The sequence below is a fragment of the Rhodoferax sp. RT5P35 genome (genome assembly GCF_056521385.1).
Map to the genome: position 1 here is coordinate 1 of NZ_JBWMAX010000363.1, position 1,029 is coordinate 1,029.

2 protein-coding genes are annotated in these 1,029 nt (G+C 65.5%); one reads left to right on the forward strand and one right to left on the reverse strand.

What is annotated here, in order from left to right; translation table 11 throughout:
- Nucleotides 1-659: LysR family transcriptional regulator (locus tag AC097L_RS26350; protein ID WP_479589637.1), on the reverse strand; the 659-nt coding region annotated here is incomplete at its 3' end.
- A gap of 108 nt (nt 660-767) precedes the next feature.
- Between AC097L_RS26350 and AC097L_RS26355 the strand changes: the two genes are divergently transcribed.
- On the forward strand, nt 768-1,029 hold a 262-nt coding region (locus tag AC097L_RS26355), incomplete at its 3' end, for a sulfatase-like hydrolase/transferase (RefSeq protein WP_479589638.1).

Sequence of the window (1,029 nt, forward strand, 5' to 3'; positions counted from 1 at the left end):
CCGCTGGCAGCCACGCCATGCAGCGCCAGCCAGTTCTGCCAGCCCAGCCAGCGCAGGGGCTCGGCGCTTTCCAGGTGCAGTAATGGCAACTTGGCCAGATCGGCGGCCTGGCCGGCCAGGCCGTGGGCCGCCCAGAAGCCGGGGCTGCACACCGGCACCACGATCTCGGGGAACAAGGCCTGCGCCGTGCAGCCCGGCCACTGGCCTGCACCGAAGGCCACCGCAATATCCACCGGCTCGCCCCGGATGTCGAACGGGTCCTGGGTGGTGACGATGCGCACGTCCAGGTTGGGCACCAGCGCGCGCAGCGCCGCCAGCCGGGGCATCAGCCAGTAGGCGGCAAAACCGAAGTCGGTGGCCACGGTCAGCACCTGGCGGGCACGCCGCGCGCGGATGTGGGCGGCGGCCTCGCCAATGCTACCCAGGCTGTCGCGCACCGCGTTGAAGAGCTGCAGGCCGTCGGCGGTGAGCGACACGCCCCGGTGCCCGCGCTTGAACAGCGGCACGCCCAGGTCTTCTTCCAGCAAGCCAATGCGCTGGCTCACAGCGGGCTGGCTGGTGCCCAGCTCCAGGGCGGCGGCGGTGAAGCTCAGGTGGCGTACCGCCGCCTCAAAAAAGACCAGGCTTTGCAGGGGCGGGAGTCGGCGTGGTGTTGCCATAACAAGTGTTTATGGATGTATAAGAAATGAAAGTCTTCACGTGCCGATAGCACCTGCGTAGACTGCATTTTTTGCATAAACCCCCATTATGTTTGGAATGAGAAAAGCATGGCACAACCGAATATCCTGATCCTGATGGCCGACCAGCTCACGCCCTCGGCGCTGGCCGCGTATGGCAACACCGTCAGCAAGACCCCGCACATCGACGCACTGGCCGCGGGGGGCGTGGTGTTTGAATCGGCCTATACCAACAGCCCGCTGTGCGCGCCGTCGCGTTACGTGTTCATGGCAGGCAAGCTGCCCTCAAACATTGGCGCTTACGACAACGCTGCCGAGATGCCGTCCGAGGTGCTGACCTTTGGCCACTACC